This is a genomic window from Oceanobacillus limi (genome assembly GCF_900111445.1).
GTDB lineage: Bacteria > Bacillota > Bacilli > Bacillales > Amphibacillaceae > Ornithinibacillus > Ornithinibacillus limi.
This window is the reverse complement of record NZ_FOHE01000008.1, coordinates 136,336-151,833: the sequence shown is the minus strand read 5'-3', so window position 1 is coordinate 151,833 and position 15,498 is coordinate 136,336. Positions and strand designations below refer to the sequence as shown.

The 15,498-nt window shown below is 36.0% G+C and carries 13 protein-coding genes; 1 reads left to right on the top strand and 12 read right to left on the bottom strand.

The features are described 5' to 3' along the window. Window positions 1-7: 7 nt before the first annotated feature. From sigG to spoIIGA, 3 genes are all read right to left on the bottom strand, one after another. Window positions 8-787, bottom strand: coding sequence for an RNA polymerase sporulation sigma factor SigG (gene sigG / locus BMX40_RS10570; protein ID WP_090869641.1), 780 nt, complete (start codon window positions 785-787; stop codon window positions 8-10). A gap of 120 nt (window positions 788-907) precedes the next feature. Next, on the bottom strand, window positions 908-1,627 hold the full coding sequence (sigE, locus tag BMX40_RS10565) for an RNA polymerase sporulation sigma factor SigE (RefSeq protein WP_090869639.1): 720 nt from the start codon (window positions 1,625-1,627) through the stop codon (window positions 908-910). A 22-nt stretch (window positions 1,628-1,649) separates the two neighbouring features. Beyond that, entirely contained in the window at window positions 1,650-2,570 is a 921-nt protein-coding gene (gene spoIIGA / locus BMX40_RS10560) for a sigma-E processing peptidase SpoIIGA (protein ID WP_090869637.1), read from the bottom strand. Window positions 2,571-2,834: 264 nt separating this feature from the next. On the opposite strand from spoIIGA, the gene BMX40_RS20250 reads away from it, so the two are divergent. Further along, window positions 2,835-2,990, top strand: a complete 156-nt coding sequence (locus tag BMX40_RS20250; RefSeq protein WP_170840752.1) for a hypothetical protein — start codon at window positions 2,835-2,837, stop codon at window positions 2,988-2,990. A gap of 81 nt (window positions 2,991-3,071) precedes the next feature. Here BMX40_RS20250 and ftsZ read toward each other — a convergent pair whose 3' ends face one another. From ftsZ to BMX40_RS10515, 9 genes are all read right to left on the bottom strand, one after another. Further along, window positions 3,072-4,211, bottom strand: coding sequence for a cell division protein FtsZ (ftsZ, locus tag BMX40_RS10555; protein WP_090869635.1), 1,140 nt, complete (start codon window positions 4,209-4,211; stop codon window positions 3,072-3,074). Between the two features lie 69 nt (window positions 4,212-4,280). Continuing rightward, window positions 4,281-5,564: a cell division protein FtsA gene (gene ftsA, locus BMX40_RS10550; protein WP_090869633.1), complete on the bottom strand. Its 1,284-nt coding sequence runs from the start codon at window positions 5,562-5,564 to the stop codon at window positions 4,281-4,283. A gap of 223 nt (window positions 5,565-5,787) precedes the next feature. Next, window positions 5,788-6,579, bottom strand: a complete 792-nt coding sequence (locus BMX40_RS10545) for a cell division protein FtsQ/DivIB (RefSeq protein ID WP_090869631.1) — start codon at window positions 6,577-6,579, stop codon at window positions 5,788-5,790. Between the two features lie 319 nt (window positions 6,580-6,898). Next, window positions 6,899-7,990 carry a stage V sporulation protein E gene (gene spoVE, locus BMX40_RS10540; protein WP_090869696.1) on the bottom strand — a complete coding sequence of 364 codons (1,092 nt, stop codon included), beginning with the start codon at window positions 7,988-7,990 and terminating at the stop codon, window positions 6,899-6,901. Between the two features lie 98 nt (window positions 7,991-8,088). Further along, window positions 8,089-9,438, bottom strand: coding sequence for a UDP-N-acetylmuramoyl-L-alanine--D-glutamate ligase (murD, locus tag BMX40_RS10535; protein ID WP_090869629.1), 1,350 nt, complete (start codon window positions 9,436-9,438; stop codon window positions 8,089-8,091). Next, window positions 9,435-10,421, bottom strand: a complete 987-nt coding sequence (mraY, locus tag BMX40_RS10530) for a phospho-N-acetylmuramoyl-pentapeptide-transferase (protein WP_090869627.1) — start codon at window positions 10,419-10,421, stop codon at window positions 9,435-9,437. Before mraY ends, murD begins: the two co-directional genes overlap by 4 nt. Window positions 10,422-10,468: 47 nt before the next feature. Beyond that, window positions 10,469-11,824, bottom strand: coding sequence for a UDP-N-acetylmuramoyl-tripeptide--D-alanyl-D-alanine ligase (locus BMX40_RS10525; RefSeq protein ID WP_090869625.1), 1,356 nt, complete (start codon window positions 11,822-11,824; stop codon window positions 10,469-10,471). A gap of 2 nt (window positions 11,825-11,826) precedes the next feature. Further along, window positions 11,827-13,302, bottom strand: coding sequence for a UDP-N-acetylmuramoyl-L-alanyl-D-glutamate--2,6-diaminopimelate ligase (locus tag BMX40_RS10520; RefSeq protein ID WP_090869623.1), 1,476 nt, complete (start codon window positions 13,300-13,302; stop codon window positions 11,827-11,829). Window positions 13,303-13,417: 115 nt separating this feature from the next. Beyond that, window positions 13,418-15,355: a stage V sporulation protein D gene (locus BMX40_RS10515; RefSeq protein ID WP_090869621.1), complete on the bottom strand. Its 1,938-nt coding sequence runs from the start codon at window positions 15,353-15,355 to the stop codon at window positions 13,418-13,420. Between the last annotated feature and the right edge of the window lie 143 nt (window positions 15,356-15,498).

The window sequence follows — 15,498 nt, the reverse complement described above, 5'->3', positions numbered from 1 at the left end:
TGCTATGTTATTCAAACATTTGCTTATTCATTTGGCTAATAGCAGCTTTTTCTAATCGAGATACTTGAGCTTGGGATATCCCGATTTCATCAGCAACCTCCATTTGTGTTTTCCCCTGAAAAAACCGCTTATTTAAAATCATTTTTTCCCGTTCGTTTAATTGGTACATCCCCTCTTTTAAAGAGAGCTTGTCTACCCAGTTCTCATCTTTATCTTTATCATCACTAATTTGATCCATCACGTATATAGGATCCCCACCGTCATTGTAAATAGGTTCGAATAAGGACACCGGATCTTGAATTGCATCCATCGCAAAAACAATATCTGAATGAGGTACACCCATTTCCTCTGCAATTTCCATCGGAGTTGGTTCTTTTGATGTTTTGTTAATCAATTTTTCTCTAACTTGCAATGCCTTATAAGCAATATCCCTTAAAGACCTAGATACTCTAATTGGATTGTTATCTCTTAAGTACCTTCTGATTTCACCAATTATCATTGGCACGGCATACGTGGAAAATCGAACATTATGGCTTAAATCGAAATTATCAATTGATTTCATAAGTCCAATACAACCGACTTGGAACAAGTCATCAACATATTCTCCACGATTGTTAAAACGTTGTATAACACTCAATACTAGACGTAAGTTTCCATTTACAAGTTCCTCTCTAGCTGAAATGTCACCTTCTTGCATTTTTACAAATAACTCTCGCATTTCTTCGTTTGATAATACTGGTAATTTTGATGTATCTACACCACAAATTACAACTTTATGTCTAGTCATTCTGTACCCTCCCAGTTGGAGATGCTGTTCATGGACAGTATCTCCTCGAGGAGGGATTTTTATGCAAGGTGTTTTATACTAACCGAGGAAAAAAAGCGCTTTAATTCCTATAATGATAGGCTATACCATTTTATTAAATTCTTTTTTCAATCGACGAATAATTTTCTTTTCTAAGCGGGATATATACGATTGAGATATTCCTAACATATCTGCTACATCTTTCTGTGTTTTTTCTTCCTCACCAATTAATCCAAAACGAAGCTCCATTATTTGTTTTTCTCTTGGATTTAATTGCGATAGTGCATTTTTTAATAAATGCTTATCTACTTTTGTTTCAAGGTTTTTTGTTATGATATCTTCTTCTGTTCCTAAAACATCTGACAACAATAGTTCGTTGCCATCCCAGTCAATGTTCAATGGTTCATCAAATGAAATTTCAGACTTCAGTTTATTATTGCGACGCAAATACATTAAGATCTCATTCTCGATGCATCGAGATGCATATGTTGCAAGTTTAATTTTCTTCTCTGGATTAAACGTATTTACTGCCTTGATTAAACCAATCGTTCCAATACTAATTAAGTCTTCAATGTTAATACCAGTATTTTCAAATTTTCGAGCAATATATACTACTAAACGTAAATTACGCTCAATAAGCACAGCCCTTGCAGACTGGTCACCTTTAGGTAATAGCTCAAGCAATTCACTTTCTTCTTCTTTTGATAAGGGTGGGGGCAATGCTTCACTACCGCCAATATAGTAAATCTCTTCGGATTTAATTCCTAATTTAATAAGGATTTTATACCACCATAGACGCATCCTCAATTTAAGTAACCTCAATATTAATCGCTCCTTTTTGTTATCATGCTGTATGTACAGCGGATAATTTAAAAATTTGTGGATGAAGTAAACAATGATATCGATGATCTCTCGTTAACTCACCGAATTGAATTCCAACTAATACTTTGTTTATAACGATTTCATTTGCTTCGTCGTAGATGATTAGTTGATCGGGTTTAATGGCAAATAAAAAATTACTTTTACCCGCAACTCCTTGGTAAGGTATCAATTGAATAAATTTCTCCCAATTCTTTGGAATGTTCTCCACCTCTAAATGATCATGTGCTAATTTGAGACTTCTCCAGTCATCTTCACTAAACCATTGTTTTAAGAAGGATTCATCACAAATTATTACAGCTTTTTTCGTTATAGGATCAATAAGTTGATTGCCACTATCAATATAACCAGTTGTCGAAAAGCTTTTATTTTTTACAGAGATTGTTACTGGGTACATTTGATCGTAGCGTATTTTCTCAACAGCATGCTTGTCCATACGGATCTTCGTGTATATCCAAGCAAGAGGGAAACCAATAATAACAAACATCCAACTAACAGGATCTCCGTAACCACTATCAAACGTCAAAAAGCCTCCTTGTGATAAGCCAATTGGATTCTGAAAGAGATAATGCGCAGCTATTAAACCACCTCCTACAGAAAACGAAACAAAATAAAACAATAACAGTAACTTAACTGTTCGATAAATTGTATAAAAACGAAAACTACTTAAAATAATAATTATTGAATATAGTAGTTTTCCAAATACACTAGCAAAAAAAGACTCTGGATAAAATAGAGTAATAGGAACAAGCAAGGAAGCAACAAATGCCCCTATAAACAATCTATATCTTTTTGCATATTCCCTAGCTAATGCTTGGGTTAGTAATAAAAGCATAAAATCTAAGAAAAAATTTAAGATCCAGACAGCATCTAGATAAATAGTCAACCTGCTCTTCCTTTCTAGTCAGATAGAGTTGAATACTAGCTTTTCAGTTCCGCTAACATGTAGTGAAGACCTTTTGTTTTAAGTGCTTGGAAAAGTCAAGTTTCAAGGAAAAGGAAACCATAAAACTTATAACCATTTCTAAATTGGAAAGAGTTTAACTGTAGACAAAGTATAGCTTAATCAGTTAGCAAAGTCTGTCACTTCTTGTATGCAGATAATCGCTAATTTTAACTAGTTATTAGAAAGTTTGTCGGAGAGGAATAAATGCCTTATACAGTGGGGAAAGCTGGTACAAATCGTACAAAAGCGAAGGAAATCTTTTACCAGCGCTACCTCGGCACAAAGGCAATAAAGTTATTCATAGAAGTTCCTTCGTTAATCGCTGGAAGCTGGACGCGACTCTTCCTGCCAATAATTTAGCTACAAGGACTTAATTTTACAGTTTCTTGACAACAAAAAAACGTATAGATGAACTATACGCTTTCTTTTCAGTCTTTTCTTTTAGCGGTTTCGATCGCGATTACGGTTTCTTAGGAAAGTTGGAATATCAAGTGTATCTTCTTCTTGTTTTGTACGCTGAGGCTGTTGAACCGATTCTCTACTAGTAACATCATCATTTGCTTTTGCAGCTGCATGCTGTGGTTGATTTACAACTGGACGCTGTCTAGGAGCTGGCTCGACTTTTTTCGCTTCGTCAAAACCAGTAGCAATTACAGTAACAACGATTTCATCCTTAAGATCTTCATTGATTACCGAACCAAAAATGACATTAACCTCTTCATCCGCTGCATTTGTAACGAGGTCTGCAGCTTCCTGAACTTCATATAAGCTTAAGTTTGTTCCTCCAGTAATATTCATTAAAATACCGTGCGCACCATCAATAGACGTTTCTAATAATGGTGAGGAAATCGCCTTTTTAGCTGCCTCTGTTGCTCTACTTTCCCCAGTTGAAACACCAATTCCCATCAAGGCAGATCCTTTATCAAACATAATAGTTTTAACGTCAGCAAAGTCCACATTAATTAGACCTGGCTTAGCAATTAAATCCGAAATACCTTGAACACCTTGTCTTAACACATTATCCGCCTCACGGAAAGCTTCAAGCATAGGAGTGTTCTTATCAACAATTTCCAGTAAACGATCGTTTGGAATTACGATTAATGTATCCACATTATTCTTCAATGCATCAATTCCGGAAATAGCTTGGGTTGACCTTCTTCTACCTTCAAATGAAAACGGTCTTGTCACAACACCAACTGTTAATGCACCTAAATCTTTTGCGATTTGGGCAATAATAGGAGCTGCTCCAGTACCAGTTCCACCACCCATACCGGCAGTTACGAAAATCATATCGGCACCTTGTAATACCTCTTCAATTTGTTCTTTGCTTTCTTCTGCAGCCTTTTTACCAACTTCCGGATTAGCCCCCGCACCTAAGCCACGAGTAAGCTTACCACCAATTTGAAGCTTGATTTCGGCTTTTGATAAATTTAATGCTTGTGCATCTGTATTTACTGCGATAAATTCAACGCCTTCCACGCCGTGTTCAATCATTCGGTTAACAGCGTTATTACCGCCACCACCTACACCAATTACTTTTATGGAAGCTAATTGATCCATATTCGTATCAAACTCTAACATATTTCGTTCCTCCTAATATGCAAATTACAAGATTTCTAGAAGCTAATTTTTTTGTATGGGAACGCTTGTTTAATCAAAGAAATACTTAAATAAATTAGCTATTCCAGACTCTTTTTTCTTTTCGTCTTTTGGTTCATTTGTTTTCGTTTGTTGTTTTTTTATCCGCTTCGGTTTTGGTTCATCCATTGTACCTTGTACGGCAGGAAAAAGTTCTTTTCCTTGAATTTTTGCGTTATGATAAGCAAATTGTAATATACCTACTCCCGCAGCGTATTGCGATTCCCTAACACCTATGTAATCAGGTATGGCAATTCTTACATTTGATTGGAACAAGTGTTGTGCTAATTCCAATACACCGGGCATCTTCATTGTACCACCAGTTAATACATATCCTCCTGGTAATTCATGGTAGCCCATTTTTCTAATTTCTCTTTCTGCAAATGCGTAAATCTCTTCCAACCTTGCTTCAATCATATCAGAAATTTGCAATTGATTATAGACTTCTGTTTTATTACTCCCAATAATTGTTGCCTCAAAAGTTTCATCCTCCTGAGCATCATCATAGAAAGCATGTCCATAATTTAACTTGATCTCTTCAGCTTCCTCAGTTGTCGTACGAAGGCCAATAGATAAATCTTTTGTAATGTTGTCTCCGCCTAAAGGAATTACACTTGTAGAAACAAGGTGATCATTTTCAAAAATCGAAACAGTTGTACAACCCCCACCGACGTCGATAAGAGCTACACCAAGGTTTTTTTCATCTTTTGATAATGCGACTGTTCCTGCAGATAATGGCTGTAAACAAATGTCTGATACTTGTAAGTTAGCACGCTCCACACACTTTAAAATATTATGTAAAACAGTCTTTGAACAAGTGATGATCGTACCTTCCATTTCTAACCGTACTCCAATCATGCCACGAGGATCGTTAATTTCATCTAAGCCATCTACAATAAACTGCTTAGGAATAACATCAATAATTTCCCGTTCAGGTGGCATTGAAATAACCTGTGCACCATCGATAACTCTTTTAACATCCTCGTCACTTATCTCACGGTTTTCACTTTGAACAGCAACTACTCCATGACAAGGTTGTAATTGCACATGATTACCATTAATACCTACTACAACACTATCAATTTGCATCCCTACCATGCGTTCCGCTTGCTCAACAGCTGTTCGTATCGATTGAACAGTCTGATCAATATCCACAATGGCTCCTTTTTTCATGCCATTTGACTTGGCGGTACCAACACCGATAATGTTTAATGAGTCGTTTAATACCTCACCAATAATTACTTTAATTTTTGCTGTACCTATATCAAGACTAACTAGTATCTCATTGTTGTTCAACGAAAGGCACCTCCTAATTCAGAAGCATCTAAAAAACGCTATGTCTATCAGATGATATTCTTTAACTCTTTATTCTATTAATATACTATAATCTATTATTTTATAGGAAATAACACAAAAAAGAAATATATAATAGATAATTCAATAAAAAACTAGTAATTCCTCTATATAAATCCTACTTTTTTAAGATTTAGCATCTTTTTTTCAGAAAACTCAATAACTATCATTCGTTTTCTAATTGTTCTTTTGTTTCTTCTTTTTCCTCCATATGCTCCAACGATTCAAAGTAAGCACCCACACCGATATGTATGATTCCCATTTCATCCGAATCCAACTGAGAAACAATGGACGGGTATGCTTTCATTTTTTCAGAGAAATCACGAATTGTTCCATCAACAATATATCCATCATTCATGTACAGCATAATTTTATTGTTATTTTCGGCTGTAGGGATCCAGTGAACCTCAGATATTAAATTTAAAATTCTTGCTGGAAGTTCACTTAATTCTACTGACATTTTATGTAAGTATTCTTCGTCTGTAAACTGAACGAGTAATGGGGCGTCACCGTTTTGAGTCTTTTGTCCATACTCCCTTAAAATTGTTCCATTACTAAGTATGGGAAAATAACTGTCTTCTTCCTTCGTATAAGCCACCCGTTCGTGTTCTGTTACCGAAATATTTACTGTCCATGGTAACCTTCTTTCCACTGCAGCTACCTCGATTATTGGATTGGTTTCTAGAGAATCCACAACTTCTTCTTTATCTACAGACCAAATACTAGTTTGAACCTCAACATTACTTAGCTCAATAATGGCTTCATCGGTAAAAAAAACATTCCCATTAACTTCAATTGTTTTCACATGACTAAGTGGAGACTGAAGATAAACAATGATAGATATCAAGAAGAAAAAAAATGAAAGATATAACACTAAACGCCTATTTGCCTTTTTCTTACGGGCTTGTTTCAATTTAGGAATACGGTCCTCAATAGAAACAATCTTCTTTTCGCTCATTGCTACTTCTTCCTTTATGCAATTTTAACAATGAAACGGCATATTAATGCCGTTTCATTTGCTACATAAATTATAACATAATACAAGCCTAAACATATAGTAAACTTTCACTAGATTCTGATTAAAATTTTCCAGTAACATGATAGATACGTGATGAAAAATAGGAATCAAAAGAATGGAGGTCGTCTCCACCTCGGTATCGAGCCTAAAATTGATGTCCCAAGTGTCTAAATGCGAGAGTGTTTTACGTTAACTAGCAGACCATATTTAATTTTACTAGGCACCAGAGACATATTTTATGCGGATTTATTTGACCGATTTAAACTTTTGTATATCTGCTAATATTTAATAATACCCCTACTGAACATAAAGTAAGTGTTAATGAAGAACCACCATAACTTAAAAATGGTAAGGTTATTCCTGTTACAGGTATTAAACCAATTACTACACTTACATTTATCATTACTTGAATGGTTAGCATGGTGACAATACCTAGAGCTAAAAATCGACCGAATAGATCTGGAGCCTCCAATGAGATTTTTATACCTCTCCAGAATAATAGCGCAAATAGAATAATAACTACTGTTCCACCGATAAAGCCTAGTTCCTCTCCTAATATTGCAAAGATGAAATCAGTTTGGGGCTCCGGCAAGTAAAAATACTTTTGCAAACTTTCTCCCAAACCGACCCCCATTAATCCACCTGGTCCAATTGCATAAAGGGATTGTATAATTTGAAATCCATCACCCAAAGGATCCTCCCATGGATTTAAAAATGCTGTTATTCTACTTATTCGGTATGGTGCAGATAGTATTAAAAACACGAAACCAATTATACCTATTACAGCAAGTCCGATAAAATGGGAAATTCGTGCCCCTGCAACAAAGATCATAACCATAGATGTTAATACTAAAACCATTCCGGTTCCTAAGTCAGGTTGAAGCATGATTAAACCAAATGCTGTAAACACTAAGATTAAAGATGGAAAAAAACCCTTCTTAAAGGACGTAATATATTTTTGGTTTGCAGCCAAATAAGCTGATAAAAAGATAATCATACCTAGCTTCATAAATTCAGAGGGTTGAATGCTAAATGCACCGACACCAATCCAACTTTGCGCCCCTCCCCTAACCATTCCGATCCCTGGAATTAAAACAATCAGAAGTAAAAAGAAACAGGATAATAATATAATTTTTGCATACCTTCCCCATGTGTTATAAGGTGTGTACATTGTAAAGAACATAGCAACCACACCTGCTCCGGCAAACAACAATTGTCTCTTTAAAAAGTAGAAAGTATCGGAGTATTTATAGTCCGCCCAAATATAAGAAGAACTAAATACCATGACGACCCCTACAATTAACAGTAGGACAACAATACTTAACAGTGTATAATCTGGCTTATCTTTCATTTTAAATATTTTAGGAATCAAAAAAACACCCCTCATTTTCAAATAAACTTAGGGGCGAATCTTTTGGATTAAAGTAGTGACGTTCATAAAACAAGCCCCTACTTTAATGTATGCACAGCATGAATAAACATGTCTCCTCTTTCTTCAAACGTTCGATATTGATCCCAACTTGCGCATGCCGGAGATAACAAAATAATATCATCTGCTTCCGAGAGAGAATATGCTTCATGTACCGCTTCTTCTACATCCTTCACAGGTACAACCGTTTCAATTCCAGCTTTACTTGCTATATCTTGCAACTTCGATGCAGTTTCCCCAAATACAACCATGGTTTTGACGTTTTCCAATGCAGGAATTAATTCATCAAAATGGTTACCACGATCAAGTCCCCCAGCAAGTAAGATTATCGGTTGTTGAAAAGATGAAAGCGCCTTTTTAGTAGCTAACATATTCGTAGCTTTTGAGTCATTATAGAAAAATCGATTATTGATATTGTCTACAAACTGCAAACGGTGTTTGACTCCAGAAAAGGAGGACAATACTTGCTGAATACCTTCATTAGTAGCACCACTTAATTTAGCTGCACTTATAGAAGCTAAAATATTTTCTAAATTATGATCACCTACTAGCACAATATCTTTACGTTCCATAACCTTCTCGTCTTTAAAAAAGATAGCTTCTTCTGTTGCCCATGCACCATCAAACATTCTCTTTTTCACAGAAAAGGGGATCTTAACTGCTCGAGCGTTTTGTACAGCCTGAACAACATTTGGATCATCCGCATTATAGATTAAATAATCATCCTTTGTTTGATGTTTAAAGATATTGCTTTTTGCCTCAACATAATTAGCAAACGATTTATGATAATCCAGATGTGCTTCAAAAAGGTTTAGAAGTACAGCGATAGTTGGACGAAATGTTTGGATACCCATTAATTGAAAGGAAGATAGTTCTAGAATCATCTTTTCATTACTAGTTAACTGTTTCGCTACATCTGTTGCTACAATTCCTATGTTCCCAGCAACCTTTACCGGCTGTTCACTTTTTACAAGCATTTCATGAGTTAGCGTCGTTGTAGTTGTTTTTCCATTGGAACCAGTAATACCTATGATCATTCCATCTGTTAAACGACCTGCGAGTTCAATCTCTGTTATTATCGGAATATCCCGATTGCTAGCTTCAACCAAAATAGGGATCTCATATGGGATTCCAGGATTTTTAACGATCAATTCTACATTGTCCAATACAGACAATGGATGTTCCCCCAAAATCACTTCTGCACCTTTTGATTTTAATTCCACAACATCTTTATCATTATTATTTGCATTCCTATCATTTATCCGTACATGAACATCATTATCTAGTAATACTTCAGAAGCGGCTGTGCCACTTTTAGCGAGACCTAGAACAAGTACATTCTTATACGGAAAATTTACAAGTTTATTCAACCTAACCACACCTCAATATAAATACCTAATGCAGCAAAAATAATTCCGATCAACCAAAAAGTCGTAACTACTCTCCATTCTGACCAACCTAACAACTCATAATGATGATGCAAGGGACTCATTTTAAATACCCTTTTTCCAGTTGTTTTAAACGAGATAACTTGAATAATGACAGAAAGTGTTTCAATTACAAATACTCCGCCAATGATTACTAATAGTATCTCCATCTTTGTCAGAATAGCGATCGCAGCTATTGCGCCACCTAACGCTAGCGAACCTGTATCTCCCATAAATACTTTTGCAGGGTGTGCATTAAAGACTAGAAAACCTAACAGTGCTCCTACAACTGCCAAAGAAAAAATAGCAACTTCATTTTGGGGGAAACCATACCAAGCTAGGACTCCAAAAGCACCAAAAGCAATTGCAGCCGTACCAGCAAGTAAGCCATCAAGTCCATCCGTTAAGTTCACCGCATTTGATGCACCGACTAGCATAAATATAATCAGTAGGGCATAGAACCACCCTAACTCCCACTGAATATTTGTGCCAGGGATTTGTATATATGTTGGAAAGCCTTGATCCCGCAAAATAAAATAAAATACTAATGCAATTACAATTTGCCCCAACATCTTTTGTTTGGAAGTTAACCCAAGATTTCTTTTCATTGCTACCTTAATAAAATCGTCTAAAAAGCCTAACAGACCGTAACCAACAAGTACAAATAATAATAAATATAATTCATATCCTATGGAAGTAGCGTTTGATTTGTTAACCACAATTACAGAGGTAATAATGACACTAATGACAATCATTATTCCTCCCATAGTAGGTGTTCCAGTTTTCTTTTTATGAGATTTAGGTCCCTCTTCTCTAATGCTTTGTCCAAACTTTAAACGTCGTAGAAACGGAATAAAAATTGGTGACAAGAGGACGGTAATTAAAAATGATATAGCTATTGTTAATAATAATACGATAAGATTCACTACAATTTCCTCCTCAGCTTAACCGCCCGTACACAATAAAAATTCTATTACTTGATTTCCTTAATAATTGATTCGAATTCCATCCCTCTGGATGCTTTAAACAACAGTAAAGTATCTTTCTTCAAATATGATTTCAAATCATCTATTAACGATTCTTTCGTATGATAATGCTTGCTAACAATCTGCTTATTTTTTTCTTTAGCAGCATCTGAAATAAATTTCGAATCATTTCCTACTGTCAATATTGCTGAAATTTGCTCATCTATCACATCTGCTACCGAACGGTGCAATGCTTCAGAATGAGTTCCTAACTCAAAAATATCACCGAGAATCACTATTTTTTCTTGGTATTCATCCATTTGTTTAATCACCTCTATTGCAGCCTTCATAGAGGTTGGAGAAGCATTATATGCATCATTGATAATGGAGACATCATTTTTCCCGATAATCATTTCAAAACGCATGGATGTCATCTTTAAGTTATGTAAAGATTCTTTAATTGTTTCTGGGTCAATCTTCATTAGTTTCCCTAAGGTGATCGCGTACGATGCATTTTGAGCTTGATGACTTCCTAACAAAGGAATCGTATAGGTGTACTCATCTAGATTAAATTTCGTTTGATTTTCTCGTACTTCAGCATTTTTTATTGTAACATCGTTATGAGGTTGAAAGCCACATGTAATTACTTTTTCTCGCTCTTGTACATCCTGTAATAATCGCTCATCTCCATCAAGAATTAGCCTTCCATTATCTTTCAGTCCACTAACAATTTCAAGTTTTGCTTTTGCAATGCCTTCGCGAGAACCTAAGTGTTCGATATGAGATTCACCAATATTCGTAATCACTGCATAATCTGGTTCAGCAATATTTGAAAGGAGTTCAATTTCTCCAAAATGATTCATTCCCATTTCTAAAACTAACACTTCTGTCTCCCTACCCATACTTAATATCGTTCGTGGTACCCCTAAGTGATTATTCAAATTTCCCTGTGTAAAATGGGTTCGATACGTTGATTTTAATACAGTAGAAACCAAATCCTTAGTTGAAGTCTTGCCATTTGACCCTGTTATTCCAATAACGATCGGATTTATTTCATGACGATAGGCATTGGCTAGTTTCTGTAAAGCCACTACAGTATCCTCCACCATAAAAATCGGAAAATCTTTTGGTAGGAATTCTGGTAAGTCTCTTTCCACACTCCATAGAGTCGCTACAGCCCCATGTTTAATTGCTTGTTCCAAGAATTTATGACCATCAAATTTATCACCTATTATTGGGATGAACAGTGAATGATTAACTTTCTTCCGACTGTCCGTTGTTATCTCATCTATTGAAATTGTTTCTTGTGCATCGCCACGATAATTTGGAAAAATAGAGGTCATCCAATGAGTTGTAAATAACATCTTTAATTCTCCCTCTCTCTCATTACTTCCAACGCTACTTCTCGATCATCAAAATCATATTTCTTATGTCCAATTTGCTGATAGGTTTCATGTCCCTTACCAGCTATTAATATCACGTCTTTTTCTTCAGCACGTTGAATAGCATAACGAATTGCCTGTCTCCGATCTGCTATCACCTCATATTGTTTCGAGTCACTTGGTAATCCATCAGTCATATCTTTTAATATAGCTTCTGGATCTTCCGTACGTGGATTATCAGAAGTAAAGATCGGATAATCCGCATATTTATGTGCTATTTGTGCCATTAGTGGGCGCTTCGTTTTGTCTCGATCCCCACCACAACCGACAACAACATAAATATTCCGTTCTGCAATTTCTTGTATCGTTTGTAATACATTTTCTAGAGAATCTGGTGTATGTGCATAATCTACAATTACCGAATATTTATGATCAGGTATTACCGATTCAAACCTTCCTTTTACACCTTCAATACTTTCTAAAGATTCTTTAATATCTACAAGTGGTATATCCGAAGCAATTGCTACAGCAACAGATGCAAGCATATTATATACATTAAATTTTCCAATTAATTTACTATGTATCTCTGTAGTGCCTAGTATCGTTTTTAACGTAAATTTAGTTCCATTGGCAGCTAATTGTATGTTTTCTGCCATGACATCAGCAGTTGTATGACAACCGTATGTAATAACATGTTGTGCTGTACTTTTCATAAGTAATGTACTAGATGGATCATCTACATTAATAACAGCAGCTTTCTTGTTATTTTCTTGATACCCATTTCCTAACTGAGCAAATAATAGACTTTTTGCACGTAGATAATCCTCCATGGAATCATGGTAGTCGAGGTGGTCTTGTGACAGATTGGTGAATACTGCAATATCATAATCACAACCAAAGACCCGTCCCATATCAAGCGCATGGGAAGAAACCTCCATAATGACCTGATCAACATCTTGCTGAATCATTTCTGCAATTTTTCGTTGCAAAAACAATGCGTCTGGGGTCGTGTTTTGAATTGGAAAAGATTCTTCCCCTATCTTCATTTGGATGGTTCCAAAAATTCCTGTTTTTTTGTGATATCGATTAAATATTCGTTCAAGGAGATACGTTATCGTAGTCTTTCCATTTGTCCCTGTAATCCCAATCATAGGCACTTTTGATGTAGGATTGCCGTAAAACATTGCTGACGTCATTGCCAGTGCTCTTTTCGTATCTGAAACTTTAATCGTTGCTACCTCAGCCTGTACTTCTTTTTCAACCATTACTGCAACTGCCCCATTATTAATAGCATCATCAATAAAATCATGGCCATCGACCGTAAACCCTGATATAGCTACAAAGAGACTTCCTTTCTTAACCTTACGTGAATCTGTTTCAATTGAAGTTACTTCTATATTATCATCATAGGAAACATTATTTGAAACCGATATGAAAGATACAATATCTTTTAAATGCATTATAAACATCCTTCCTGCGACTAATTCATAACTCTATATTTATTCAATAGGACATTAAATTTTAAGAGGGTAAACCTACCCTCTTTTTTATAAATTATTATATCAAAAGCTAGCACTAATCTGTATCATTTTCCTCTGATAAGAAAATTCTTATTTTAGATCCTGCCTCAACCTTTGATCCCGCTTTTGGAGACTGATCTACAATATAATCTCCTTGACCACTAGCTTCAACTGTTAAATTGGTCATATATTTCGTTAATTCTCCCTTTTTCAGTCCTATTAAATCTGGAACTTCTACTGGTGGCTCATCTGGCCATTGATATTCCTTATCCATTCCACCTTCTCTAGGTTCCACGCCAAGTGCTCTTAAACTATCTCCAATAATAGAACCTACAATAGGGGCAGATACAACACTACCAAACTGCATCGTATCTTTTGGGTTATCAACCGCAACGTATACGACAATTTCCGGATCATCTGCCGGCGCAAATCCAATAAATGATACGATATGGTTATTTTCCAAATAACCACCATTTGGCCCAACTTTTTGTGCTGTTCCAGTTTTCCCACCAACACGATAGCCATCAACATAAGCAGGTCTACCAGAGCCTTGCGCAACAACACTCTCTAACGCTCGTCTTACTTCTTCTGAAGTCGATGTAGAAATGATCTGATCTTTTACGGTCGGTTCCACTTTAGAAACAACTTCTTTTGTTTGAGGATCAACCCATTCTTTAGCAACATGTGGTTCATACAAATAACCACCATTGATCGCAGCTGATACAGCCATAACTTGTTGTATTGGCGTAACAGAAACCCCTTGCCCAAATGCAGTGGTCGCTAATTCCACCGGACCGACGTTCTCTGGTTTAAATAAGATCCCATTCCCTTCTCCTTGAAGGTCAATTCCTGTTTTCTTTCCAAAGCCAAAACTATCAATGTAAGAAAATAGTTTTTCTTTTCCTAACTCCTGTCCCAAATGAACGAAACCAGGGTTACACGAGTTTTGAACAACTTCTAGAAAGGTTTGATGTCCATGCCCTCCATCTTTCCAGCAATGAAGGTTTGAACCATCGACTTCAATATGTCCAGGATCATGAAATTCATCTTCATCTAAATCGACTATATCTTCTTCCAAAGCTGCTGCTAAAGTTATTATTTTGAATGTTGATCCTGGTTCATAGGTGCTCCAAATTGGTAAATTACGATTATAGATATCAGGATTTGCTTCTTGATAGTTTTCAGGGTTAAACGTTGGACGAGATGTCATCCCTAACACTCCGCCCGTTTTCGGGTTTACCGCAATCGCTAATGCACCATCTGGGTTGTATTTTGCGACTGCTAAATCTAACTCCCTTTCCATAATGGTTTGTACGCGTGAATCAATTGTCGTTTTTAAATCTAATCCATCTTTTGGTGGTGTATAACTATCTGCAAGTTGTTCTAATCTTCCACCTTTAGCGTCAGAGTAAAAAGATAAGCTACCTTCGTCACCATTTAGCATTTCATCATAATATAGTTCCAACCCCATAAGTCCCTGGTTATCAATTCCCGTAAATCCCAGTACATGTGCCAAGTCATCTCCATATGGGTAATGCCTCTTAGAATCCTTCGCCAAATAGACACCATCTAAATTCAAAGTTCGCAATGCTCTTTCTTGTTCATTAGATATTTTTATTCCTTCTGGTCGGATATTTACCGAAGATGAATTTTCTGTCACTTTTTCAAGCGCCTTTTCATAGGTAATATCTAGAACTGATGCTATTTTTTCTGCTGTGTACTCCGGATCCTTTACTTGTCTAGGAACAATGACAACGGAAGGTGCCGTTACATTTTCAGCTAATACATCCCCATTAACATCTAAGATATACCCTCTTTCAGGCTGAAACTTGATATCTCTGCTCCATGACTCGTCAGCTAGGTCCATTAATTGATCGCCAATAATAAATTGGACATATCCCAATCGAAAATCAATGATCGCAAAGAAAACTAGTCCAATTAGAAAAACAGTGACTAAACGTTTTCTGACTGTTACAGTGGATACTCGTTTCATACTACATCCCCTCTTCATAGGTAGGCTTGTATCCACTATATGAGTTTAAAAAACTGAATAGTACACTGTTTTAAAATCAATACGTTATATCGTTTGGGATATCTGTTCATCTAAACCTTTATACATTAACATATAGTAAACTT

Bases quoted from the DNA above. Each gene is read 5' to 3' on its own strand.
- BMX40_RS20250 (WP_170840752.1), top strand. From the start codon at position 2,835: ATGCCTTATACAGTGGGGAAAGCTGGTACAAATCGTACAAAAGCGAAG.
- spoVE (WP_090869696.1), bottom strand. From the start codon at position 7,990: ATGAAAGATAAGCCAGATTATACACTGTTAAGTATTGTTGTCCTACTG.
- BMX40_RS10520 (WP_090869623.1), bottom strand. From the start codon at position 13,302: ATGCATTTAAAAGATATTGTATCTTTCATATCGGTTTCAAATAATGTT.
- sigG (WP_090869641.1), bottom strand. From the start codon at position 787: ATGACTAGACATAAAGTTGTAATTTGTGGTGTAGATACATCAAAATTA.
- ftsZ (WP_090869635.1), bottom strand. From the start codon at position 4,211: ATGTTAGAGTTTGATACGAATATGGATCAATTAGCTTCCATAAAAGTA.
- BMX40_RS10545 (WP_090869631.1), bottom strand. From the start codon at position 6,579: ATGAGCGAAAAGAAGATTGTTTCTATTGAGGACCGTATTCCTAAATTG.
- BMX40_RS10525 (WP_090869625.1), bottom strand. From the start codon at position 11,824: ATGTTATTTACAACTCATTGGATGACCTCTATTTTTCCAAATTATCGT.
- BMX40_RS10515 (WP_090869621.1), bottom strand. From the start codon at position 15,355: ATGAAACGAGTATCCACTGTAACAGTCAGAAAACGTTTAGTCACTGTT.